14 protein-coding genes are annotated in these 14,624 nt (G+C 73.7%); 13 read left to right on the top strand and 1 reads right to left on the bottom strand.

All coding sequences use genetic code 11. The features are described from left to right. The first annotated feature begins 111 nt into the window (after positions 1–111). From BM237_RS01520 to BM237_RS01485, 8 genes are all read left to right on the top strand, one after another. A complete protein-coding gene (locus BM237_RS01520; protein ID WP_093846910.1) occupies positions 112–303 on the top strand; it encodes a hypothetical protein in 192 nt (63 codons plus the stop codon). Between the two features lie 37 nt (positions 304–340). Next, on the top strand, positions 341–535 hold the full coding sequence (locus tag BM237_RS01515) for a hypothetical protein (protein ID WP_093846908.1): 195 nt from the start codon (positions 341–343) through the stop codon (positions 533–535). Positions 536–880: 345 nt separating this feature from the next. Further along, a complete protein-coding gene (locus tag BM237_RS01510) occupies positions 881–2,641 on the top strand; it encodes an alpha/beta fold hydrolase (RefSeq protein WP_093846906.1) in 1,761 nt (586 codons plus the stop codon). Then, a complete protein-coding gene (locus BM237_RS01505; protein WP_093846904.1) occupies positions 2,638–3,216 on the top strand; it encodes a hypothetical protein in 579 nt (192 codons plus the stop codon). The genes BM237_RS01510 and BM237_RS01505 overlap by 4 nt, the downstream gene beginning before the upstream one ends. A 49-nt stretch (positions 3,217–3,265) precedes the next feature. Next, positions 3,266–4,021: a class I SAM-dependent methyltransferase gene (locus BM237_RS01500; protein WP_093846902.1), complete on the top strand. Its 756-nt coding sequence runs from the start codon at positions 3,266–3,268 to the stop codon at positions 4,019–4,021. Continuing rightward, complete coding sequence (locus tag BM237_RS01495) at positions 4,018–5,805, top strand: ABC transporter ATP-binding protein (RefSeq protein WP_093846900.1); 1,788 nt, start codon at positions 4,018–4,020, stop codon at positions 5,803–5,805. Before BM237_RS01500 ends, BM237_RS01495 begins: the two co-directional genes overlap by 4 nt. Beyond that, entirely contained in the window at positions 5,802–7,283 is a 1,482-nt protein-coding gene (locus BM237_RS01490) for a phytoene desaturase family protein (RefSeq protein WP_093846898.1), read from the top strand. Before BM237_RS01495 ends, BM237_RS01490 begins: the two co-directional genes overlap by 4 nt. Beyond that, entirely contained in the window at positions 7,280–8,131 is an 852-nt protein-coding gene (locus BM237_RS01485) for a hypothetical protein (protein WP_093846896.1), read from the top strand. The genes BM237_RS01490 and BM237_RS01485 overlap by 4 nt, the downstream gene beginning before the upstream one ends. Here the strand turns inward: BM237_RS01485 and BM237_RS01480 are convergent. Then, complete coding sequence (locus tag BM237_RS01480) at positions 8,116–8,958, bottom strand: M23 family metallopeptidase (protein ID WP_093846894.1); 843 nt, start codon at positions 8,956–8,958, stop codon at positions 8,116–8,118. The genes BM237_RS01485 and BM237_RS01480 overlap by 16 nt on opposite strands. A 144-nt stretch (positions 8,959–9,102) precedes the next feature. On the opposite strand from BM237_RS01480, the gene BM237_RS01475 reads away from it, so the two are divergent. From BM237_RS01475 to BM237_RS01455, 5 genes are read left to right on the top strand one after another with little or no spacing between them, the layout of a single operon-like run. After that, a complete protein-coding gene (locus BM237_RS01475; RefSeq protein ID WP_093846892.1) occupies positions 9,103–10,143 on the top strand; it encodes a 3-oxoacyl-ACP synthase in 1,041 nt (346 codons plus the stop codon). Continuing rightward, positions 10,140–10,457 carry an acyl carrier protein gene (locus BM237_RS01470; protein WP_093846890.1) on the top strand — a complete coding sequence of 106 codons (318 nt, stop codon included), beginning with the start codon at positions 10,140–10,142 and terminating at the stop codon, positions 10,455–10,457. Before BM237_RS01475 ends, BM237_RS01470 begins: the two co-directional genes overlap by 4 nt. Beyond that, positions 10,441–11,592 (top strand): acyl-CoA dehydrogenase family protein, encoded by a 1,152-nt coding sequence (locus tag BM237_RS01465; RefSeq protein WP_093846889.1) that lies wholly within the window; start codon positions 10,441–10,443, stop codon positions 11,590–11,592. The genes BM237_RS01470 and BM237_RS01465 overlap by 17 nt, the downstream gene beginning before the upstream one ends. Next, positions 11,589–12,647 carry an HAD-IIIC family phosphatase gene (locus BM237_RS01460; protein WP_093846887.1) on the top strand — a complete coding sequence of 353 codons (1,059 nt, stop codon included), beginning with the start codon at positions 11,589–11,591 and terminating at the stop codon, positions 12,645–12,647. The genes BM237_RS01465 and BM237_RS01460 overlap by 4 nt, the downstream gene beginning before the upstream one ends. 10 nt (positions 12,648–12,657) lie before the next feature. After that, positions 12,658–14,592, top strand: a complete 1,935-nt coding sequence (locus BM237_RS01455) for a non-ribosomal peptide synthetase (RefSeq protein ID WP_093846885.1) — start codon at positions 12,658–12,660, stop codon at positions 14,590–14,592. Positions 14,593–14,624 lie beyond the last annotated feature (32 nt).

Below are 14,624 nucleotides of genomic sequence, written 5' to 3'. Positions count from 1 at the left end.
TGCCCGGTGGTTCCCGCCGGGCATGGCCGGACCCGTAAAACGGTCCGGATGCACCATCCATGCACCATCCCGAGTGTTTTCCGAGCGAGCCCGAGAAACAGGAGGAAAGAAATGGAGCAGAAGGTCGCCGCCTTCATGAACGAGCAGGACTTCGGTCCGCTGGAGCAGGGCTACCAGGACGACACCCCGGCCCCGGTCCTGGCCACCCCCGGTGCCGTCGCCACCTGCTGGTACGTCGGCGGCGCCGTCGTCGGCGCCGGCTCCGTGGTGGGCGCCTACGTCACCGGCCGCGTCGTCGGCTGACCCGTCGTACGACAGTCGATTCCCGAAGGAGAGTGGAATGAGCAAGATCGTTGAGAGCGTCGTCGCCGTCACCCCCGAGGAGCTGACGGACGAGACCCACGGTGAGTTCGGCGCGATGATGCCCATCCAGGCCACCCCGGGTCTGGTCGCCTTCGGCGTGGGGTTCGCCGGCGGCGCCGGCGCCGCGTGGGTCACCGTCCAGGCGTACGAGGCCGGTCGCACCGCGGGCTGACCCGTTCTGCCGCTGAGCACCATCTGTTCAAAGGCCCCACGGGCTTCTGAAGGAAACTTCCGGGGGCTGCCCCCCGGGAGCTGAGAGAGCTGTCGGGCCGCGGCGGAATCGCGGCCCGGCAGCCCTCGCAACCCTACCCTCGGCCGGCACGACGCAGAGGAAAGCCTCGGCATGAAGATGCTAAAGAAGATCTCTTCTTCGCTGTTCTCACCGATTCCGATTTCCAGGGACCGGGCGATAGGCGTATCGGAACGCCTCGCCGCCCTCTCCAGCCTCTCCTCCTCTCTGGAATATCTTCACCAGCATCGGAATCTGGGTCCCGGTGGTCTCAACGACTGGGAGATCATGAAGCAGACCCCGGAGAGCAGGGTCCCCGCCATCCAGAAGCTCACCAACGCCGTGAGCGGCAGGCGGACCACCCTGGCCCTGCACGCGACGCGCGTGGCCTGCAGCCTGGGAATGCTCATGCCGGGGAACGGCAAGTGGCGGGCCGCGGGCAACCTCTACCTCGGAGCCACCACCACGCTCCTGCAGGCCCGCCACCGCTACGGCACGGACGGCTCGGACCAGGTCGCCACACAGGTGCAGGCGGTCACCGGTCTGGCCCGGCTGTCGAACAGCCCGCAGGTCAAGGACGCCCTGATGTGGTACCTGGCGCTCCAGGCCAACATGTCCTACGCGGCGTCCGGCTGGACGAAGCTGGCGGGAACCAAGTGGCGGGACGGCTCGGCCCTGCCCGGCGTGATGCGGACCCGCACCTACGGCTTCGAGCGCGCCTACCGGCTGACCCGGCGCTACCCCCGTTCCAGCAAGGTCCTGCAGCACGGGGTCCTGGCGATGGAGTGCCTCTTCCCGGTCGTCTACCTGGCCGGCGGGCGGCTGACCCGGCCGATGATCGGCGCGGCCGGCGGCTTCCACGTCGCCAACGCCTTCGTCATGGGGCTGGGCCGGTTCATGACCGCCTTCCCCGCGATGCACCCCATGGTCGCCTACACGACCGCGCCGCGGACGCTCCCGGCGGTGGCCGGCCGGGACGACCGCATGGTCAGGACCGCGCTGGCGCTGCTGGCCGGCGGCGTCGCGGGAGCGGCCGTGCTGGCCACCCAGCGGCGCGCCCGGGCCGTCGCCGGGTGGCCGATGTCCCGCACCGTCACCACCCGGTCCGGCAACGTGCTGCAGTACGACACCGGCGGCCGCGACATCCCCGGCCGTCCGGTCCTCGTCTTCAACCACGGCCTCGCCTCGACCTCCGAGCACTTCGCGTGGATGGTCGAGCGGCTGGCGTTCGACTCCGGCCAGCCCGTGGTGACCTACTCCCGCGCCGGCTACGGCCCCAGCCGCCGGGTGAAGGACGCCCCCTACAGCCTGCAGGAGTCGGTGGACGACCTGGAGGACCTGATCCGCCAGGCCCTGCCGGAGGACCGCAAGGTGGTGCTCGTCGGGCACTCGCTGGGCGCGGACCTGAACCGGCGGGCCGCGGAACGGCTCGGCGACCGGCTGGCCGGTGTGGTCTACCTCGACCCCACCCACCCGGGGCAGCTCGTGCGGTCGGGCAAGCAGAAGAAGGGCAGCGAGCTGTTCACCGACTCCCTGAAGGAGATGGCGCGCTGGACGAAGCTGGGCTGCGGCGCGCTGATGGCGCGGCCCCGGTGGGTGGACGACCTGCCCTACCCCTACCGGGAGAAGGTGTTCTCCCTCTACACCGACTCGCGGCTGTGGACGGCCGCGGAGCGGGAGTGGGAGGTGGTCCGCCGGGAGTTCGAGACCTTCGACGGGGAACTGGACCCGGTGCCCGCCCCGGGCCTGGTCATCGCCGCGCAGGTGACCGTGGACATCGATCCCGAACAGCTGCTGATGTACCACGACATCGCCCGCTCCCACCAGGCGGCCGGCCGGTACGGCGACGTCACCGTCGTGGAGCGCGCGGGGCACGACTCGATCCTGACCGACGCGCGCCACGCGCGCACCGCCGCGGACCTGATGGCGGCCTTCGTCGAGCAGCACTGCATGCCGCCGGCCGCTGCGGACGCCGCGGCCCCGGCCGGAGGGCTCCCCGCGGAGCGGGGGAAGCCCGAGAAGCCCGAGAAGGAGGACGAGCAGAAGTGAACCCCACCGCATTCATCAAGGACGCCTTCACCGGACCCGGCGCCGTGACGCGCCTGGCGGGCGCGGCCCTGCTGGTGACGACGCTGGCGGCGCAGCACCCGAACGCGGCCTTCGAGCGCGCGCGGGAGAAGGACCTGTTCTCCCTCGTGCCGAACTGGAAGTTCTTCGCGCCGAATCCCGCCACACACGACTACCACTACCTCTACCGGACCCTCGACGAGAACCGTGACACGTCCGCCTGGATCGAACTCGAACTCATCCAGAACCGCAGGATGAGCCAGGCTTTCTGGTTCTCCTCCCGCCGGACGGAGAAGGCCGTCTTCGATATCTGCAGCGCCATTCTCAAGAACATCTCCAAGGGGGAGGACCCGACCGGTTCGCCGCCCTTCCGGGTCCTGGCCGAATTCATCAGGAAGCAGATCAGGGACTCGCCGAACGTGTCCGAGGTGCGCGGTTTCCAGTTCGCCGTGGTCCGTGCCGCCGGCCACGACGACAGCGAGGAGCCGGAGGTCCTGTACGTCTCCACCTACCAGGCGATGAACCCCGCCACCCCGGCCTTCCTGCAGGCCGCCTGAGACCGGCGCCCCGCTGCGGGAGTTCCCACCCACCGAGAAACGGAGAACCATGACGATCGCGGACATCGGCTACGGCAAACAGTTCGAGGGCTGGTACGACCGCATCTTCCAGGACGACGCCGCCACCCGGGCCACCGTCGAGGCCCTGGCGGGGTTCCACCCGGACCCCGCCCAGGGCACCCTGGAGCTCGGTGTCGGAACCGGCCGGATCGCACTGCCGCTGTCGCACCGCGTCGGTCCGGTCACCGGGGTGGACTCCTCGCAGGAGATGCTGACGGCGCTGGAGAAGAAGGCCGACCGGGGGGAGGTGGTCGCCGAACTCGGCGACATCCGCACCTACCGCGGCGACCGCCGGTACGGCCTGGTCTACTGCGTCTGCTCCACGCTCGCGCTGATCCTCGACCCCGAGGGGCAGCGGGAGGCCGTCGCCCGCGCGGCCGAGCACCTGCGGCCCGGCGGACGGCTGCTGATCGAGACGCACAACCGCCCGGGCATCGTGGCCCAGCACGAGGGCCTGACGCGCACCACGATGTTCGTGCCCTACCCGGAGCCGAACACCGGCATCCAGATGCACGCCACACTCCTGATGGACAACCAGGTCTGGCACGTGTCCACCGTGTGGTTCGAGTCGGACGGCACCCACCGCGTCGGCACCGAGACCGTGCGGCTGCTCACCCCCGACGAGGTGGACGACTACGCGCGGGCCGCCGGGTTGCGGCCCGAGGGCCGTTACAGCGACTGGCAGCGGACCGACTACGTCCCCGAGGCCGGTCTGTTCGTCGCCTCCTACACCAAGCCGGCATGAACCTCCGGGAGATAGTCCGCCGCCACCGGGCCCTGCTGATCGCCGGCGTCGGCATGGGACTGGTCGGGGCGGCGGCCACGCTCGCTCAGCCCTGGATGCTGGGCCGGTTGATCGAGGCGGTGTCCCGGGAGGAGTCGATCGCCTGGCCCATCACGTTCATCGCGCTGTTCTTCGTCGTGGACGCGGCGCTGGGCGCGGGGCACGCCTACGCGATCGGCCGGGCCGGCGAGAACATCGCCTTCGACGCCCGGCGGGTCCTGGGCGGGCGCCTGCTGCGCAGCCAGATCCCCCACTTCTCGCGTCTGGAGCACGGTGACGTCTTCGCGCGCACCGTCTCCGACACCTCCGTGGCGTGTCTGATCATCGCGCAGGCGCTGGCTCAGGTGGTCACCTCCGTGTTCATGGTGGTCGGCGGCGTCGTGCTGATGGCCCGGCTCGACTGGAGACTGCTGCTCACCACGGTCGGCTGCCTGGGACTGGCCAGTGTCGCCGCGCTGCTGCTGGCCCGCCGGGTGCGCGTCGCCGCACTGCGGAACCGGGAGGAGATCGGCGCGTTCGGCTCGGGTCTGCAGCGGGTGCTCGGCGCCATCACCACGGTCAAGGCCTCGCGCGCCGAGGAGCGGGAGACCGAGGAGCTGGCGGGACTGGCCGACCGGGCCCGGCGCAGCGGGATCCGGGTCGCCGGGTTCAGCGCGCTGCTCACCCCGACGATGAACGTCGGCACGCAGCTCTCGCTGGCCGTCGTCATCTCCTGGGGTATGGCCCGGGTGGCCACCGGATCGCTGTCGCCCGCCGACCTCACGTCGTTCGTGATGTACCTGTTCTACCTGGTGGCGCCGCTGGTGATGCTCTTCATGTCGATCGGTCAGATCCAGCAGGGCCGCGCCGCCGTCCAGCGGGTGACGGAGCTGGGGGCGGTCCCGCAGGAGGAGGACGAGGCGGCCGCCCGGCCGGGGGCGGCGGAGTCCAAGGAGTTCAAGGAGCCCGGGGAGTCCAAGGAGCCCCGGGAGCCCCGGGAGCGGGAGTCCGACGCGGAGCCGGCGCCCGCGGTCGGCTTCGAGGGCGTCGACTTCTCCTACCAGGAGGGCGTCCCGGTGCTGCGGAACGTCTCGTTCACCGTGCCGGACCGCGGTCTGACCGCGATCGTCGGCTCCTCCGGCGCGGGCAAGACGACGCTGTTCCAGCTCATCGAGCGCTTCCACCGCCCCGACACCGGCACGGTCCGGGTCGGGGGCCGGGACATCGCCGGCCTCCGGCTGGCCGAACTGCGCTCCATGGTCGGCTACGTCGAGCAGGACGCCCCGCTGCTGCGCGGCACGATCCGGGAGAACCTGATGTACGCCAACCCCGGCGCCGACGGGACCGAGGTCGCCCGCGCGCTGCGGCTGGCCAGTCTGGACGGCTTCGTCGCCGAACTGCCCGGCGGGCTCGACACGGAACTCGGCGAGCGGGGCGCGGGCCTGTCCGGCGGCCAGCGGCAGCGGCTCGCCATCGCCCGTACGCTGCTGCAGCGGCCGGAGGTGATCCTGCTGGACGAGGTCACCGCGCACCTGGACAGCGACACCGAGGCGGCGCTGCGCGACGCGATCACGGAAGCAGCCCGCGAGTGCGCCGTGCTGGCCATCGCGCACCGGCTGTCCACCATCGTGCGGGCCGACCGCATCATCGTGATGGAGGAGGGGCGTGTGCGGGCGATCGGCACCCACCAGGAGCTGATGGAGGCCGACGAGGTGTACCGCAGACTCGCCGGCCAGCAGTTCGCCGCCGAGGGCGTGCCGGCATGACGCGTGCCGACGTCGCCGTCGTCGGCAGTGGTCCGAACGGCCTGGCCGCCGCCGTCACCATGGCGCGTGCCGGACTGGCCGTGCACGTCCACGAGCAGGCCGACACCATCGGCGGCGGTCTGCGCGGCGAGGCCCTGTTCGACTCCGGGATCCGGCACGACGTCTGCGCCGCCGTGCACCCGATGGCGGCCGCGTCGGCGTTCTTCCGCGAGTTCGACCTCGCGTCCCGCGGCGTCCGGATGCTGCAGCCGCCGGTCCCCTACGCGCACCCGCTGGACGGTGGCGCCGCGCTCGCCCACCGCGATCTCGAGGAGACCTGCGAACGGCTCGGCCCGGACGGGCGGCGCTGGCGGCGATTGATGGCACCGCTGGTGCGGCACAGTACAGGGGTGACCGACTTCCTGCTGTCCGGCCAGCGGTCCGTGCCGCGTGACCTCGCCGTTCCGCTGCTGCTCGGTCCGCGCGTGCTCGGGCACCTGCTGAGAGGCGACGGGCTGCGCACCGAGGCGGCCCGCGCACTGCTCACCGGGGTCGCGGCGCACGCGGTGGGGCGGCTGCCCAGCCCGCCCTCCGGCGCCATCGCGCTGCTGCTGGGGCACCTGGCGCACGCGACCGGCTGGCCGCTGCCGCAGGGCGGCAGCGCCCGCATCGCGCAGGCCCTGGCCGACGACCTGCGGGCGCACGGCGGGGTGCTGCACACCGGCCACCGGATCACCGACCTCGCGGAGGTGGACGCCCGGGTGGTCATGCTGGACACCACCCCGCGCGGGCTGCTGGAGCTGGCCGGCGACCGGCTGCCGCCGGGCTACCGCCGGGCGCTGGAGCGCTTCGGCTACGGTCCGGGTGCCGCGAAGGCCGACTTCCTGGTCGGCGAACCCATCCCGTGGGCCGACCCCGAGGTGGGGCGGGCCGGAACCGTGCACCTGGGCGGCACCCGCGCCGAGATGCTCGCGGCGGAGCGCGCGGCCGTGCGGGGGGAGGCCACCGAGGAGCCGTTCGTGCTGCTGGTCGACCCGGCCGTGACCGACCCCGGCCGTGCCGTGGGCGGCCGCCGCCCGGTGTGGGCCTACGCGCATGTGCCCAACGGCGACACCCGGGACCCGGTGCCGCTGATCACCCGCCGCATCGAGCGGTACGCGCCCGGCTTCTCCGACACGGTCATCGCGGCGCGCGGGGTGCCGGCGGCCGACTACGAGACGTACAACCCGAACTATCCCGGCGGGGACATCGGGGCGGGGGCCATCACGCTCACGCAGTCCGTGTTCCGGCCGGTGCCCGCCTGGAACCCGTACCGCACCCCCCTGCCCGGGGTGTACCTGTGCTCCGCGTCGACGCCGCCCGGCCCCAGCGTGCACGGCATGTGCGGCCACCACGCGGCCCGGGCCGCCCTCCGCAGGGAGTTCCGTATCAACACCGTGCCGCCTCTGGGCCCCGGGGGCGGTGCCATCCCCACAGAGAGAACCGGGAGAGCGTCATGAGCACCACACACCGTCCCACCGCCGCGGAGGACTTCATCGGCTACCTCCGCGCCTACCACTCCGACGCCATCGACGGGAACGACCCGGTGGAGGAGGTGTGGGAGCGCTATCACCTGCCCGACGGCCCCCACCGGGTCAACGGCAGGCTCTGGGACCACAAGAAGATCATGCGCAGCCTCCGCTCCCGGCGCTCCCTCGACGCGCCCTACGAGCTGTACGTCCACGAGCTGGTCGTGGAGGGGGACCGGGCCGCCGCCCGGTACACCATCAGCACGCCCATGGCTTGGAAGTTCCAGAGCGCCACGGACGCGGCCGTGTTCGCCGAGATGGCCGGGGACGGGCGGGTGGCCCGCTCCGACGCCTTCTCCGCCAGCCGGCCGGGCTGGGCCGGGCATGGCGGGAGCGCTCCGTCCGACGCCGCGGCCCGCCCCACGCCGGGCGCCGTCCCGGCGCCGCCGCCGGCCGACGGGGCCGAGCCGACGCCGGCCCAGGACCCCGCCCACTACCTGCGGGCCTACTACGCCGCCGGGTACGACCCGGCGGTGCCGGCCGCCGAGGCCCACGACCGTTTCCACACCCCGGACGCGGTGCACCAGGTCGGGGGGAAGGTGATGCAGCGCTCCGGTGTGCTGAAGGCCCTGGAGGACGGACGGAAGCGGAAGCACAGCTACCCGGTGGAGGTGCACGAGACGCTGCGGGAGGGCGACCGCTTCGCGGTCCGCTACACCACCAGCCGTGGCGGCAACCCGAAGAAGAGCCAGGAGGTCTTCGCCTTCGGTGAGTTCGCCCCCGACGGCCGTGTCCGGCGGGTCTGCTTCGTGCTCGAACCCGGCTACGGCGCGGCGTAGGGGTCCGTCCGGTCGGCCGCGGCGGACCGCACCGGGGTGAAGTGGGTGTTGTCCTCGGGAACCCCCCGGTGCTCCCCGCCCTCGTCGTCCCGGTAGTGCCAGGTGAAGCGCAGACCGCGGGCCGAGGTGATGTCGGGGCCGTCCATGAGCTGGAAGTGCAGGTGGGGCTCGGAGGAGTTGCCCGAGTTGCCGCACTCGGCCAACGGGCGGCCGGCCGTCACCCGGTCGCCCACGGCCACCTTCAGCGAGCCGCGCCGCAGGTGTGCGAAGACCGCGTACACCCCGTCGCCCAGGTCGAGGACGAGATGGTTGCCCAGCAGGTGGCGGGGGAGTCCGAGGGAGCGCACGAAGCCCTCCGCGAGTACGTAGAACAGCCCGGCCAGTGAGGAGCGCGACAGGTGGTCCCGCTGGCCGTCGGCGGCGGCCACCACCCGGCCGTCGGCCGGGGCGAACAGCGGCTCGCCGAAGGACGGGTAGGACTCGGGGCGCCGCGCCGGCGGCCAGAACCACACGGGGTCCGGCGCCGGCCTGCGCGCCATGTCGATGGCGTAGGTCTGCGCGAGGTTGTGGGTGTGGCTGGGGACCTTGGTGGCGGGCCCGTTGCGCGCCGTCCAGCGCCCCTCCACGGGGACGCCGAGGGCCACCGGCGGCACCTCGTCGCGCGGCGGGCGCTGCGCGCGGGTCATCGCCCCCCGCATCAGCATGCCGACTCCCAGCAGGGCGATCCCGGTGAGCCACAGCGGTCCGATGCCCTGGCCGTTGACGAGGACGCACACGGCGCCCGCGGCCATCACCAGGCCGTGGCGCTTCCAGAGGGTCTGCAACATGGGTGCCTTCCGTGGGGGGGACTGGTGGGCGGGACTCAGCATTCCAGACCGGGGCCCACCCTGGACCCAGAATTACGTACTTACGTAATCACGTAGAAGGCGGTAGTGTTCCGCTGTCCGAGCCTTGAACGGGTGGGAGCGCACATGAGCGCTGAAGTCACGTTCCACACCGCGGCGCCCGTCGCGGTCGAAGCGGTCGGCCGGCACCTGCCGGACCGCACGCACACCGTCGCCGAACTCCCCGAGCTGGCCGGTCTGTCCGAGGCGGACCGCCTCACCTGTCTCAACCTCGGCATCGAGACGGTCCTGGCGGACGACGGCCTGACCTCCTACGACCTCGCCGAGCGCGCCGCCCGCGCCGCGCTGGACCGTGCGGGGCTGCCGGCCGCGTCCCTCGGGGCGCTCATCGTGATCGAGCCGCGCGCCCCGGAGACCCTGATCAGCTCGGACGCGACGAGACTCCAGCACGCGCTGGGCGCCGACGCGGCGACGGTCTTCACGGTCGGCGGCCTCGGCTGTGTGTCCGTCACCCCGGCCCTGCTCGCCGCGCGCGGCCTGCTCGCCGCCGACCCGTCCCTCGGCCACGTGCTGGTCGCACACGGCAGCAAGCCCGCGGGCGGGGCCCGCTACCGGCACCCGGTGACCGTCAACGGCGACGGCGGCCAGGCGCTGCTGCTGACCCGCCCGCACCCCGCCGCGCCGATCCGGGTGCTCGACCTCGTCCAGCGCACCGACGGCCGCTACTGGGACCTCTTCCGCCTGGAGTACCGCGACCGGCCCACCGCGCGGTGGAGGGAGGAGTGCCGGGACCTGCCCGGCTACTCCTTCCGGCTGGCCATGGAGACCAGGAACCGGCTCGGCGCACTGGTGGACGAACTGCTGTCCCGCAACGGCCTGACCCGCGCCGACATCGCCGGCTACGCCAGCCAGAACCTGTCGGCCGGCGGACTGGCCTTCACCGAGGAGACCCTGGAGATCGGGCTGCTGCCGTCCTGCCGGGAGAACCTCCGCCGCTTCGGACACCTCGGCCCGAACGACGTCTTCCTCAACCTCGGGACCGCACTGGCCGGCAGGGAACTCGCCGAGGGCGACCTGGCGGTGCTCCTCAACGTCAGCCCGGTGGCGGCCTGGAGCGCGCTGCTGGTCGAGATCGGTCCGCAGCACGGACGGGAGGGCACCGCATGAGCCACGGCACCGGGGAGACCGCCGGGGAGATCACCGGGGAGACCGCCGAGGAGATCACCGGGGAGATCACCCGGTTCCTGACCGACGCGCTGCGGCGGCCGGTCGGCCCCGACGACGACTACTTCGAACTCGGCCTGGTCGACTCGCTGTTCGCGCTGGAGCTGGTCACCTACGTCGAGCAGCGCTTCGACCTCACCGTCGAGGTGGAGGACCTCGACCTGGACAGCTTCCGGACCGCGCGCCGACTCACCGCGTTCGTCCGCCGCAAGACCGGCGCCGAAACGCCGGACCGGACCCGTGCGGGCGACCGCTGAGCCCGCCGGCGCGCCGCCGCTGGTCGCGGCCGCCGCCGGGTTCGCCGCCGAGGCCCGCACCCCGGCCGCCGACTGGGATCGGGAGGGCCGGGTCCCGGCGGAAGTGCGCCGCGAACTGGCCCGGGCGGGCCTGCTCGCCCCCGACCTGCCCGCCCGTTACGGCGGAGCCGGCCTGGAACCCGCCGAACTCGGCGAGGTGGCCGCCCACCTGGGCGGCGTGTGCAGCGCCCTGCGCGGCCTGCTCACCGTCCAGTCGATGGTCGCGGCGGCCCTGCTGCGCTGGGGCACCCGCGAGCAGCGGGCCCACTGGCTGCCGCCGCTGGCCGACGGCACCCTCACGGCCGGCTTCGCGGCCACCGAGGAGGGCGCGGGAAGCGCGCTCGCCGAGGTGCGGACCGAGATCGAGGAGTCCGCGGACGGCACCGCGCTCACCGTGACCGGCCGCAAGAGGTGGGTCACCTTCGGGCAGGACGCCGACGTACTGCTGGTACTCGGCCGCAGCGGCGGCAGGCCCACCGCCGTCCTGGTCGAGACCGACCGGCCCGGTGTGCGCCGCGAGCCGGTCAGCGGCCAGCTCGGCATGCGGGCCGCCGGCATCGCCCACCTCACCCTGGACGCCGTCCGGGTCCCGGCCGACCACCGGATCGCCCCCTCGGGCGCCGGCCTGTCGCACGTCGCCGCGACCGCGCTCGACCACGGCCGGTTCACGGTCGCCTGGGGCTGCGTCGGCATGGCCGAGGCGTGCGTGGCCGACGCCGCCGCGCACGCCGCCGCCCGGACGCAGGGCGGGGTGCCGCTCAGCCGGCACCAGGCGGTCGGCGCGCTGCTGGCCAGGATCGCGGTGGACGCCGCCGGGGCCCGCGAACTCGCCGCCCGGGCCGCCCGGGCACGGGCCGGCGGGCCGGGCCGCGGCGTCACCGAGACGATCATGGCCAAGTACGCGGCCGCCGCCGCGGGGGCGTCGGCCGGCCGTGACGCCGTGCAGATCCTCGGCGCCGCCGGGTGCGCGCCGGACAGCCGCGTCGGCCGCCACTACCGGGACGCGAAGGTCATGGAGATCATCGAAGGAGCGCAGCAGGTGTCCGAGATGCACATAGCCGCACATCTGGTGCGCCGCTTCGGGGCGGGCGCATGACGGCCGCGGCGGGCGCACCGACCGTCAAGTGCCTGATCTGGGACCTGGACGACACGCTGTGGGACGGCGTCGTGCTGGAGGGCGACGACCCCCGGCCCTTCCCGCACGTCCCGAGGGTCCTGCGCACGCTGGACGAGCGCGGCATCCTGCACGCCGCGGTCAGCCGCGGCGACCACGACACGGCCACCGCGCACCTGGAGGCGTGCGGCCTGGACGAGTGGTTCTGCGCGGCGCGGATCGGCTGGGGGGACAAGTCCGCCGCGGTCCGCCGCATCGCCGAGACGCTCAACATCGGACTGGACACCATCGCGTTCGTCGACAACGACCCGGTCGAGCGCGCCGAGGTCTCCTCCGCGCTCCCGGCCGTCCGTTGCTACCCCGCCGACCGCGCCGGCGGCCTTCCGGACCGGCCCGAGTTCCGCCCCGCGCACGTGACGGCCGAGGCCGCCGGGCGCCGGCAGCTCTACCGCACCGAGTGGCGGCGCCGGCAGGCCGAGGAGGAGGCCGGCGGCGACCGCCAGGAGTTCCTCGCCTCGCTCGGCCTCGTCATGGAGGTCGCCCCGGCCACCGGGAAGGACCTCGCGCGGGCCAGCGAACTCACCGTGCGCACCCACCAGCTCAACAGCACGGGCCTGGTCTACGGCGAGGAGGAGCTGCGCGGGCTCATCGACTCGCCCGGCCACCAGGTGCGGCTCGCCCGGCTCCGCGACCGCTTCGGCGACTACGGCGTCATCGGACTGTCCGTCACCGAGCTCACGCCGCGGGACGCGGTGCTGCGGCTGATGCTGATGTCCTGCCGGGTCGCCTCACGAGGCGTCGGCGGGCTGCTGCTGAACCATCTGATCCGGCGGGCGCGGGCCGAGGGCCGCCGGCCCGTCACGCACTTCGTGCCCACCGCCGTCAACCGCAACATGCTGGTCACCCTCCGCTTCGCCGGCTTCACACAGACCGAGACCGAACCGGCGGACGGGGGCCCCATGGTCCTCGCGGTGCCCGCGGACCATCCGGTGCCCGACTCCACCGGGCACGTCCGTCTGCTGATCCGGGACGCCTGAGGAGACCGCCGTGACGCACCCGCCCCAGCCGTCGCTCCTCGACGCCTTCCGCGCCCGGGCCGCCCGGACCCCGCGGGCCACCGCGCTCGTCATCGGCGCCACCTCGCTCACCTACCGGGAGCTCGACGAGGTCTCCGCCGGACTCGCCGAGCTGCTGCGCGAGGCGGGCGCCCGGCCCGGCACCAGCGTGTGCGTCCGCCTGGAACAGAGCGCACTCGCCGTCGCCGCGGTACTCGCCGCGCTGCGGGTGGGAGCCGTCTGGGCCGCCATCGAACCCGACCTGCCGCCGAACAGGCTGCGGGCCCTGCTGCACGACACCGACTGCGCCGTCGTGCTCGCCTCCCGGGACGACCGGGACCTGGCCGGGCTGCCGGACGCGCCGCCCCGGCTGGCGGCCGAGGACCTCGACCTCGGCGCCCTGGCGGCGGCCGGCGCCCGCACCGCCGCGGACCCCGGGCCGGCGGTCCCGGAGGGCGCCCCCGCCTACCTCGTCTACACCTCGGGCTCCACCGGCACCCCCAAGGGGGTCCTGGTCGGCCGCGGCGCGCTGGCCGACTCCGTCCGCCCGCGCGGTGCCGTGTACGGCACCGGCCCCTCGATCTTCCTGATGGCGATGCGGCTGTCGTTCGACGGCATGCTCGCCGGCATGTTCTGGTCGTTCTCCAACGGCCACACACTGCTGCTGCCGACCGCCCGCGAGCTGCGCCGGGCGGCCGAGTTCGTGCGGTTGGCCCGCCGGCACCGCGCGACCCACCTCGTCGTCGTGCCGTCCTACTACCGGCTGCTGCTGACCGGCCCCGAACGGCTCCCCGACAGCCTGCGCCTGGTGGTCGTCGCCGGCGAGGTGTGCACGCCCGAACTGGTCCGCGTCCACCGTGCGCGACTGCCCGGCACCCGGCTCGCCAACGAGTACGGCCCCACGGAGACCGTCGTCTCCTGCACCGTCGAGGACCGGCCCGACCCCGCCGCGGAGCGCGTCCCCATCGGCCGCCCCTGGCCCGGCGCCACCGCCCGCGTGCTGGACGAGAGGCTGCGCGAGGTCGCGGACGGGGAACTGGGCGAACTGTACGTGGGCGGCGCGTTCGTCGCCATCGGCTACGCGCGCGCGCCCGGGCGCACGGCCGAACGCTTCGTCGCCGACCCGTTCGGCCCGCCCGGCGCCCGCCTCTACCGCACCGGCGACCTCGCCCGCCGCGACGCCGACGGCACGCTGCACTACCACGGCCGGACCGACCACCAGGTCAAGGTCCGCGGCGCACGCGTGGAGCTCGGCGAGATCGAGGCCGCGCTCGAGACCCATCCGGTGGTCGAGCAGGCCGTGGTGGTCTGCGAGGAGCGGGACGGCGACGCGCCGCGGCTGACCGCGTTCCTCGTACCGGCCGCGGGGCACGGGCCCCCGGACCCGCGGGACCTGCGCCGGCACTGCCGCGGCCATCTGGTCGACCAGGCGCTGCCGAACCGCTTCGTGCCGGTGGAACGGCTGCCGCTCACCGCCACCGGCAAGGCGGACCGCGCGGCGCTCGCCGCCCTGCCGCCCGCGGCCGCCGAGGGTACGGAACGGCCGGCCGGCCGGGGGCGGCGGACCGGTACGCGGCAGGTCGTCGGGGAGATCTGGGCCGAGGTGCTCGGCCACCGCGACGCGGGCCCCGAGGACAACTTCTTCACCGTGGGCGGCGATTCGCTCAAGGTCGTCGACCTGTACCGCCGGCTCGACGCGCGGTGGCCGAAAGCGGTGCGCGCGGGAGAGCTGTTCGACCTCGTCACCATCGCCGCCCAGGCGGACGTGATCGACGACCGGGCCGGAGAGGAAGCCGGCGCGGAAGCCAGAACCGGCGCGGAAGCCAGAACCGGCGCGGAAGCCGGAGCCGACACGGAAGCCGGTACCGGCGGGCCGATCCGGCGGCCGGCCGCCGCGCGTACCGCACCGGTCTCCTACGAACTCTGATCGCGCGGTCACACACGAACGGAGTCGCTGAC

Origin of the sequence: Streptomyces mangrovi, assembly GCF_900114215.1 — a bacterium.
GTDB classification, from domain to species: domain Bacteria; phylum Actinomycetota; class Actinomycetes; order Streptomycetales; family Streptomycetaceae; genus Streptomyces; species Streptomyces barkulensis.
Note: the sequence above shows the minus strand (reverse complement) of the source record. Positions and strands in the feature narration are given on the sequence as shown.